Annotated in this window: 6 protein-coding genes; 3 read left to right on the top strand and 3 right to left on the bottom strand. The window is 71.5% G+C overall.

All coding sequences use genetic code 11. From position 1 onward, the window contains the following. Positions 1-196 precede the first annotated feature (196 nt). From D7X12_RS04830 to D7X12_RS04840, 3 genes are all read left to right on the top strand, one after another. A complete protein-coding gene (locus D7X12_RS04830; protein WP_120624092.1) occupies positions 197-1,063 on the top strand; it encodes an NAD-dependent protein deacetylase in 867 nt (288 codons plus the stop codon). A 142-nt stretch (positions 1,064-1,205) separates the two neighbouring features. After that, complete coding sequence (locus D7X12_RS04835; protein ID WP_120624093.1) at positions 1,206-3,212, top strand: protein kinase domain-containing protein; 2,007 nt, start codon at positions 1,206-1,208, stop codon at positions 3,210-3,212. 10 nt (positions 3,213-3,222) lie between these two features. Beyond that, positions 3,223-4,779, top strand: a complete 1,557-nt coding sequence (locus D7X12_RS04840; protein ID WP_120624094.1) for an adenylate/guanylate cyclase domain-containing protein — start codon at positions 3,223-3,225, stop codon at positions 4,777-4,779. Positions 4,780-4,791: 12 nt separating this feature from the next. Here the strand turns inward: D7X12_RS04840 and D7X12_RS04845 are convergent, their stop codons facing one another. The 3 genes from D7X12_RS04845 to D7X12_RS04855 all read right to left on the bottom strand — a co-directional run bounded on the left by D7X12_RS04845 (position 4,792) and on the right by D7X12_RS04855 (position 9,726). Continuing rightward, the gene (locus tag D7X12_RS04845; RefSeq protein WP_120624095.1) at positions 4,792-5,472 is read right to left on the bottom strand and encodes a Crp/Fnr family transcriptional regulator; all 681 of its coding nucleotides are present in this window, start codon (positions 5,470-5,472) and stop codon (positions 4,792-4,794) included. Between the two features lie 415 nt (positions 5,473-5,887). Continuing rightward, on the bottom strand, positions 5,888-8,320 hold the full coding sequence (locus D7X12_RS04850; RefSeq protein ID WP_120624096.1) for a penicillin acylase family protein: 2,433 nt from the start codon (positions 8,318-8,320) through the stop codon (positions 5,888-5,890). After that, positions 8,317-9,726 carry an MFS transporter gene (locus D7X12_RS04855; protein WP_120624097.1) on the bottom strand — a complete coding sequence of 470 codons (1,410 nt, stop codon included), beginning with the start codon at positions 9,724-9,726 and terminating at the stop codon, positions 8,317-8,319. Before D7X12_RS04855 ends, D7X12_RS04850 begins: the two co-directional genes overlap by 4 nt. Positions 9,727-9,730 lie beyond the last annotated feature (4 nt).

Below are 9,730 nucleotides of genomic sequence, written 5' to 3' on the forward strand. Positions count from 1 at the left end.
GACCGGTGGATAGAACGGCTGCCCCCGGCCGCGAGGAAGACCCTCAAGGCCGCCATGGCCACGCCCAGGGCCGCGGACCCCTCCGAGGAGTCGCTCATCCGCTGAAGGCCAGGCCGCCCCGGTCGCCCCCCTCCCCATCAGGCGGTGGAGGGGACGCCGGGCGGGCGTGGGGGGACGGCGTTATACGCTGGGGAAGATGACGCTCCTTCCGGCCCCTCCCGTCGCCGCCCTTCCGCCCGAAGCGGGCGTGGAAGCCCTGGCCTCGCTGCTCCAGGGCCGCCGTGTGGTGGTGCTCACCGGCGCGGGCTGCAGCACCGAGTCCGGCATCCCCGACTACCGCGGCCCGGAGACGCGCCACAAGGTGCGCAACCCCATCCAGCACCGCGAGTTCCTCCACCGCTCCGAGGTGCGCGCGCGCTACTGGTCGCGCAGCCTGCTGGGCTGGCCGCGCTTCACCTCCGCCCGGCCCAACGAGGCCCACTTCGCGCTGGCGGCGCTGGAGAAGGCCGGCGTGGTGCCGGGGCTCATCACCCAGAACGTGGACGGCCTGCACCACGCGGCGGGCAGCGAGCGCGTGCTGGAATTGCACGGCGCGCTGTCGCGGGTGCGCTGCCTGTCCTGCCAGGCCCAGGAGCCCCGCGCGTCGGTGCAGGCGCGGATGCTGGGGCTCAACCCGGACTTCGTGCACACCGCCGTCGAGCTGCGCCCGGATGGCGACGCGGAGCTGCCGCCGGAGGCCATGGCGGACTTCCGCGTGCCCGCGTGCACCCGCTGCGGCGGGACGCTGAAGCCGGACGTGGTGTTCTTCGGTGACAACGTCGCGGCGCCGCTCGTGCAGGACGCGTTCGCGCTGGTGGAGGAGGGGGACGCGCTGCTGGTGGTGGGCTCGTCCCTCACCGTCTACTCCGGCTACCGCTTCGTCACCCGCGCCGCCGAGCGCCACGTGCCCATTGGCATCCTCAACCTGGGGGAGAGCCGGGGTGACAGCCTCGCCGACGTGCGCGTGGAGGCCCGTGCGGGCGACGTGCTGCCCCGGCTCGCGCAGCGACTGACGGGCGGCTGACAGCTCCCCCTCCCACACCCGGCGTGCCGCCGGCTTCCTAAGCGTGGCGCAATGGCCACCTCAGGGCCGGCCCAGGTGTGCCATGATCTCCAACTTCGCGAGGGGTGGCGACGGCCGCTCCCGGGACGGAGACACAGGGCCGATGGACACCGGACGCCCGCTGGGCGGCAGGTACGCGCTGGAGCGCAGGATTGGCGGCGGTGGCATGGGTGCCATCTGGCTGGCCGTCGACCTGCAACTTCAGCGGCACGTGGCCCTCAAGCTCATCGCGTCAGAGGTGGTGGCCCGTACGCCGGAGGCCCACCGCCTCTTCGAACAGGAGGCCCAGGCCGTGGCCCGCCTGCGCCACCCGCATGTGGTGCAGGTGCATGACTCCGGCGTGGACGCGGGCGTCCCGTACATCGTCATGGAGCTGCTGGAGGGCGAGGACCTGGAGACGCGCCTGACGCAGCGTGGGCGCCTGTCCCCGGCCACGGTGGCCGCGCTCGTCACGCCGGTGGCCCGCGCGCTGGCGGCGGCGCACGCGGCGGGGCTCGTGCACCGTGATTTGAAGCCCGCCAACCTCTTCCTCGCTCACGTGGACGGGGAGGAGGTGGTGAAGGTGCTCGACTTCGGGCTCGCGCGCGCGCTCGTGCGCTCCGGCGAACCCGTGAACGCGCAGGCGGAAGGCCTCACCGGCACGCTGCGCTACATGAGCCCGGAGCAGCTGCGCGCGGATCCGGACCTGGACGCGCGAGCGGACCTCTGGTCGTTCGCGGTGGTGCTCTACCGCGCCCTCACCGGCCAGTTCCCCTACGGCCCCGAGTCCGTGGGGGGCCTGCTGCGCGGCGTCTTCCACCCGCCCACGGTGGCCGTCTCTCAGCTGGTGCCGGAGCTGGGCGCCGCAGGTGATGCCTTCTTCCTCCGCGCGCTGCACCCCCGTCCGGAGCAGCGCTTTACCTCCGCGCGCGAGCTTGCCGCCGCCTTCGTCTCGCTGGTGGACGCGGGACGGGCCGCGCAGCCGGCGAAGGTGCTGGTGGTGGACGACGAGCCGGACGTGGAGCTGCTGATGCGCCAGCGCTTCCGCAAGCACGTGCGCGAGGGCGTCTACACCTTCGTCTTCGCGCGCGATGGCGAAGAGGCGCTGGAGGTGCTGCGCCAGCACCCGGACACGCACGCGGTGCTGTGCGACATCAACATGCCGCGCATGGACGGACTCACCTTCCTGTCGCGCGTGGGAGAAGTGGATCCGCTGGTGAAGGTCGTCATCGTCTCCGCGTACGGCGACCTGCCCAACCTGCGCACGGCGATGAACCGGGGCGCGTTCGACTTCCTCGTGAAGCCGGTGGACCTGGACGACCTGGAGTCCACGCTCGCCAAGACGGTGCGCCACGTGGCGGAGCTGCGCCGCGCGGTGCGCTCCACGGAGGAGAACGCGCTTTTGCGCATGTTCGTGCACGGCGGCATCGTGGAGCGCGTGCTGCCCCTGGTGCGCGGCCCCGGCGCGCTCGCGGGCGAGCAGGTGGACGCCACGGTGGCCTTCCTCGACGTGGCGGGCTTCACCGCCGTCACCCGCCAGCACCCGCCGGAGTCCGCGCTGCGCAGGCTCAACGCCAACTTCGAGGTCATCCTCCCGGAGCTGGAGACGCGCGGCGGCGTGGTGGACAAGTTCCTCGGCGACGCGGTGATGGCCGTCTTCCAGGGCGAGGCGCACGTGGCGCGCGCGCTGGACGCCTGCCTCGCGGTGAGGCAGCGGCTCCAGGCGCTCGCGTGGGGCGGGGGGGACACGTCCCCGTACGCGCACGGCGTCTGCATGGGCGTGGACACCGGCCCGGTGGTGTCCGGCAACGTGGGCGCGGCGGGCCGGGGACGCCTGGACCACACGGTGTTGGGCGACGTGGTGAACACCGCGGCGAGGCTCGCCACCGTGGCCACGCGGGACCAGGTGCTGGTGAGCGAGGCGCTGGCCGCGCGGCTCGCGGACGCGTTCGACTGCCGCCCCGCGGGCGAGCGTCACCTGTCCGGGCAGGACGCGCCCCCGCTCGTCGTGCGGGAGGTGGTGGCCCGTCACGCCAGCGCGTCCTCGGTCTCCTCGGAGGACACGTCGCGGCAGGTGACGGCCCCGGTCGCCTTCACGGCCAAGGGACCTTCCTGGTCCACGTCCACCTGAGCGGCGGCACATGCGCCTCATCCTCAACCCAGGGCAGGTGGACGAGCGGGTGGTGATGCTGCCGGAGGGCACCACCACCCTCGGCCGCACCGAGGAGAACGGCATCCGCGTGCCGCACCCCAGCCTGTCCCGGCGCCACGCGCGGCTGGAGCGCCAGGGCGGGCGCGTGGTGCTGGTGGACCTGGACAGCAAGAACGGCACCTTCGTGGGCCCGCACCGCGTGAAGCGCCAGGAGCTGGGCCACGGGCAGACCTTCCGCTGCGGTGAGGTGTCCTTCCAGCTCGTGTCGTCGGACACGCCGCTGCCGGACGGCTGGGGCCCGCTGCGCACCCAGCCCCTGGAGACGCGCTTCTCCGGCGGGCCCATGGAGTCGCTGCTCGACACGCGCTCGCCGGACCGCACCCGCGACAAGCTCCAGGTGCTCCTCAAGGTGGGGCAGATTCTCTCTTCGCCGGGCCCGGTGGACGGCCTGCTGGAGCGCGTCGTCCAGCTCGTCTTCCAAATCTGGGCGGTGGACCGGGCGGCGGTGCTGCTGACGGACCGGGACAGCGGGGAATTGGTGCCGCGCGTGGCCCGGGGCGCGCAGGGCGGGACGCTGCCGGAGCGCTTCTACAGCCAGCACATCGTGGACTACGTGCACTCGCGTGGCGTGGCGGCCCTCTTCACCGACGCGCGCGACGACGCGCGGCTCGTGGGCGCGGACTCCGTCTTCCGCCACTCCATCCGCGCCTCGCTGTGCGTGCCCCTGCGCACGCGCGACTCGGTGCTGGGCGTGCTGTACCTGGACAGCCTCAAGCAGGGCGGCCTCTTCACCGACGAGGACCTGGAGTTCCTCACCGCCTTCGCCAACCAGGCCGCCGTCGCGTTGGATCACGCGCACCTGGCCCGGCGGCTGGAGGAGGAGGCGGTGCTGCGCAATGCCTACCAGCGCTTCTTCCCGCCCGACGTCGTGCGCCAGCTCAAGGCCCTGCGGGGCGTGCCGCTGGAGGTGCGCGAGGCGAACGTCACCATCCTCTTCTCCGACATCACGGGCTTCACCGCCATGTCCTCCCGCCTCCAGCCCCGGCAGGTGGTGGACATGCTCAACGCGTACTTCCCGGTGATGGCGGACATCGTCTTCCGCCACGAAGGCACGCTGGAGAAGTACATCGGCGACGCGCTGATGGCGGTGTGGGGCGCCCCCTTCGCCCGTCCCGACGACGCGGACCGCGCCGTGCGCGCGGCGGTGGAGATGCAGCGCGCGCTCCAGGCGCTCAATGCCCGCTGGCGCGCGGAGGGCGCACCGGAAATCCACGTCCACATCGGCCTCAACTCCGGCCCGGTGGCCGCGGGCAACATCGGCTCGGAGCGCTACCTCCAGTACGCCACCGTGGGGGACGCCACCAACGTGGCCAGCCGCGTGTGCGGCGTCGCGCGCCCGGACGAGGTGCTCCTCACCGACGCCACGCGCGCCCTGCTGACGCCGGAGGCCTTCGCGCTGGAGCCCCTCGTCCCCGTGGCGGTGAAGGGCCGCGAGGAGCCCCTGTCCCTCTTCCGCGCGCGGTGGGAGCCGCCGGACGCCCACTGACGGGGCAGGGGACTACTCCGCGTCCTGCCCCAGCCGCTCCGGCTGGAGGAGGATGATCTGCCCGCCCTCGAAGCTCAGCATCCCCTCGCGCACGTAGTAGCGCAGCCACTTGTTCACGCTCTCGCGGGTGACGCCGCAGAGGTTGGCCAGCTCCGACTGGGTGAGCTTCGGGCTGATGACCAGCCCCTCGGGGCTCGGGCGCCCCTGCGACTTCGCCAGCTCCAGCAGCACCCGCACCAGCCGCGAGCGCGCGTCCAGGAAGGCCGAGTCGTAGACATGCTGCGTGGTGCGCCGCACCAGCCGGCTCAGGTTCGCCAGGAGCGCCAGGCTCACCTGCGGCCGCGTCTCCAGGTAGCGGCGGAAGTCGTCGCGCTGGAGCGTGAGCAGGTGCGCCTCCTCGCGCGCCAGCGCGTCCGTGGAGCGCGACTCGCCGTCCAGCAGCGACAGCTCCCCGAAGGCGTCCCCCCGGTCCAACAGCGCCAGGGTGATCTCCCGCCCCTCGCTGGAGCTCAGCCGGATGGCCACCTGGCCCCGCCGGATGATGAAGAGCGCCGTCCCCACATCCCCCCGGTGGAAGATGACCTCCCCCCGGGCGAAGCGGCGGGGCTGGAGCATCGACGACATGGTCTCCAGGTCCTCCCGGCCGAGGCTTTCGAACATCGGGATTTCGGCCAGCAGCTGCGCGTAGGACATGGGGGGGTCACCATTGTGCCTGGATTCCCTGGATACAGGTAGGGAAGGCTCCCATCCAGAACGGGCGGACAAGTCCGGTGGGTGTGAACGCCTTCACACCTGGCTTGTGGGCCGCTTCACAGCCGGGAAAGGGGGGGCCCGGTACTGTCTCTTCATCGCAGCACGGGAAGCAGGGGGGCCCGCTCGAGCGACACGGTGAGTCAGGGAGTCGGGGGACTTTCTAGCCCACCAGGGGACGCACGAGAAGCAGGGGGAGTCAGCAGGGGTCGGCACATAGAAGGGGGAAGCGCCGAGTTTCTGAGGGGGAACTCGGCGCGAACACGAGTGCCGGCTCTTGCTGGAGCCAGAAGCAACGAACCCGGGCCAGGAGGCCCGTCGCTCCGGGGGGAGTGACGGCCTTCTTGTCCGGGTTGTTTTATTTCGCGAGCGCGACGGCCGGCGCCAACGTCAGCGTCGCCTTGCGGTGCTGCTCCACCGCGTCCCGCGTGAAGAGCATCGGGTGGAACTTCACCTCGCGGCTCAAGTCCAGCAGGTCGTCACGGTGCGGGTGGAACAGGTGTTCCGTCTGCCCCGGCGCGTGCACGGACACGGAGCGGGACACGTCCGCCAGGTCGACAATCATCCGCAGCGCGGTGCCGTGGACGACGTTGAACGGGTGGCTCCACAGGAACGAAGCGCCGTCCACGGAGTAGTTGTCACCCCGGGCCGGCACCGTGCGCGTGTTGAAGGCGCGGCGCACCGGGCCGGGGCTCGCGGGCCCGCCCAGCGGCTGGTGCACGTACGTCAGCGTGTGCACCTTGCCCCACGCCCAGCCCTCGGGCGCCGGGCCATACGTCTTCGTAAGCCACGCGGTGGCGTCCGCCAGCGCCGCGCGGAGGATGTCGTCGCGCGTCTCCTTCGCGGGCGTCTTCGGGTCGTCCCACCAGGGACTCTCCGGCTGGGACATCAGGCCGATGACGAAGGGCATGTGGAGGCTGCCGTGCCGCTCGTACTGGCCCAGCAGGTAGCGCTGCACCAGCTCCGGCCCCAGCTTGTGCTGGAGCAGCTTGCGCAGCACCTCGATGTACCAGGCCTGGAACACCGTGGCGCCCACGCGGTCCGGCTCGAAGCGCAGGTCCCACGCCTGGAGCGCGGCCACCGCCTGCTGCTGCTGCGCGTCGCCCGTGGCCACCGACAGGAAGTAGGGACGCAGCACCTCCGCGGGCAGCGAGTACGTCTCCGCCTGGATGCGCCGCATGTCCTCCACGGTGTGCTTCGTGCCCGCCTCAATCAGGTCGGTGATGCGCTTGGCCCGATAGCCGGGGAACCAGTTGTGCGCGATGAGGTACGGGTAGTCATCGCTGGTGATTTTGTTGTTCGCGGTGGCGGCGTAGCCCGCGGGCGGGTTGAAGGAGGCGGGCAGCTCCTCGAAGGGGATGAAGGACGTCCACTCGGATTCGCCCGTCCAGCCCGGCATGGGGACCAGGCCCTGGTGGCCCTGCCGGATGGGAATCTTCCCCGACGACTGGTAGCCGATGTTGCCGGCCGTGTCCGCGTACACGAAGTTCTGGCCCGGGCTCTCCCACAGCTTCATCGCGCCGCGGAAGGACTCCCAGTCCGTCGCCAGGTTGAGGCGCAGCACGGAGTTGATGAGCGGCTGGCATTCGCCGTGCGCCCAGCGCAGCGACATGGGCTCCGCGTCCTTCAGCTCGTCGCCCAGCACCGCGTTCATCAGCGGGCCGTGGCGCGTGCTCTTCACCTCCAGCACCACGGGCTTGCCGCCCTTGACGGGGATCTCCTCGCGGCGCACGTCCAGGTCGTGCCACGTGCCCTGGAAGAGGTACTTCTTCGGCGCCTTCGGGTCGTCCAGCTTCTCGATGTAGAAGTCCTGGGTGTCCGGCCCCAGGTTGGACATGCCCCAGGCAATCTTCCCGTTGTGCCCGATGATGAGCAGCGGCACGCCGGGCAGGGAGAAGCCCACGTGGTTGAAGCGGCCGCCGTGCAGGCCGTTCTCGTACCAGGTGGACGGCAGCCCCAGGCCGATGTGCACGTCGTTGGCGAGCAGCGGCCTGCCGCTCTGGGTGCGCTGGCCGTGCACCACCCAGTTGTTGCTGCCGGAGACGATGTTCGGGTCGCCCAGCACCGCGTCCATGCTGTCCAGGCCGGACAGGTTCTTCACGTTCTTCAGGCCGGGCAGGCGCGCTTCCTTCGGGACGATGAGCGGCGTCTGGGGCGCGTTCTGCGGCAGCAGCGCGTTGGCCACCTCCTCGCCGGCGGTCTCCACCAGCCGGGCGCGCAGCAGCTCCAGCCGGTAGTTGCCGCCCAGCATCAGCGCCAGCAGGTTGCCGCGCACGAGCGTGTCCATGGGCGTCCAGGGCGCGGGCTTCACGTCCATGACGGTGAACTCGTACGGCAGCGGCTCCGCGGCGATGCGCGCGTTGATGCCCGCGCTGTAGGCCTCCAGGATGGCGCGGGCCTCCGGGTCCACCTGCTGCCAGGTCTTCTCCGCCATGTGGCGCAGGCCCAGCGTCAGCAGCATCTGGTCCACCGGCACCACGACGGGCCCCAGCACGCTCGCGAGCCGGCCGTCCACCAGCCGGCGGCCCATCTCCAGCTGCCACATCCGGTCCTGCCCGTGCACGTAGCCCTGGGCGAAGAACAGGTCGTGATCGTCCTGCGCGTAGAGGTGCGGCACGCCCCACGTGTCGCGCACCACCTCCACCTGGCCGTGCAGTCCGGGCAGCGTGAGGGTGCCGTCGGCGCGAGGCCACCGGCGACGGGCGAGCCACGGGCCCAGGCCGGGCGTGGCCACGGCCATGGCGGACGGCAGCATGCGCAACATGCGCAGGACCTGGGAGAAGGCACTCATGAGGCGGAGGCTCCAGCAGTGGGGGCGTTCGGGACGGTGTTGCCAGTGGCATCCACCGCGTTCGTGGGCACGTCCGGCAGGGCGTCCGGCAGCTCGCGGTCCAGGTTGCGCAGGCGCGGGTTCATCCACGCGACCGCCACGTTGGCGAGCGTCAGCAGGCCCAGGACGATGAAGATGACCGCGATGCCGCGGCCCGGGCCCACGCCCAGCAGCAGCCCCATGCTGCCGGCGAGCGCGCCGCCCGGCGCCATGGCCGGCTCGAAGAGGCCGTCCGCGAGCGGGCCCGCCATCAGCGCCACCACGGGCGGCACGCTCAGGAGCGCCATGCGCTTCACCGCGGAGGCGCGGCCCTGGAGGTCCGCCGGAATCTTGCGCTGCCAGATGGACTGGCTGGCGGCCAGCATGGGCGGCATGGTGAACAGGTAGAGCGCGGCGGCGGTGGCCACCAGCGGGACGCTGGGCACGGGCGCGGCCATGAAGAGCACCAGGCCCGACAGCACCTGGAAGCCGAGGATGCCGTGGAGCTGGTTCTTGGGCCCGCCCCACACGCCCATGAAGACGGCGCCCACGAGCGCGCCCGCGCCCGCCACCGACGCGATGATGCCCAGCGTGGAGATGTCCGTGAAGGCCAGCACCAGCGGGGTGATGAGCAGCATCACCAGGTCCATGCACAGCGTGGCGACCACGGTGAAGGCGAGCAGGCTCAGCAGGCCCGGCCGCGTGCGGATGAAGGTCCATCCCTGTCTGACTTCATCCTTCAGCGACCCCTTGCCCTGCTGGCCCTCGGCGGAGACGGTGGGGCGGGGGAAGCGGACCATCAAGAGCGTGATGACGGCGAAGCTGAAGCTGAAGACGTCCACCGTCAGCACGCCGATGAGGCCCACCGACTCGATGAGCGCGCCCGCGACGATGGGGGAGAGGATCTGGCTGGCGCCGCTGGCCACCTCCGCCATCGCGTTGGCGCGGCCCAGGTGCTGCTTGGGCACCAGCAGCGACACCGTGGCGAAGAAGGCCGGCCAGCGGAAGGCGCCGAAGCACGAGCCGATGGAGACGGGCAGGTAGAAGTGCCAGGGCTCGAGCTCGAACATGCCCCGGTTGCTCGCGAGCACCATGCCGAAGATGAGCAGGGTGCTGAAGCCGTTGCCCAGGTCCGCGAGCAGCATGGCGCGGCGGCGGTCCCACCGGTCCACCAGCGCGCCCGCGAGCGGCGACAGCACCAGCATGGGCGCGACGGCGAAGAAGGACAGCAGCGCGAACTGGGTGGTGGAGCGCGTGTCGAGGAAGATCTTCGCGCCCACGCCAAAGGCGGTGAGCCCGGAGCCGATGAGCGAGATGAGCTGACCGAACCAGGTGAGCCAGAAGACCCGCATGGGCTGGGTGATGGTCAGGCGTTGAGTGAGGCTCATTCCA

This window comes from Corallococcus sicarius, assembly GCF_003611735.1.
Classification (GTDB): domain Bacteria; phylum Myxococcota; class Myxococcia; order Myxococcales; family Myxococcaceae; genus Corallococcus; species Corallococcus sicarius.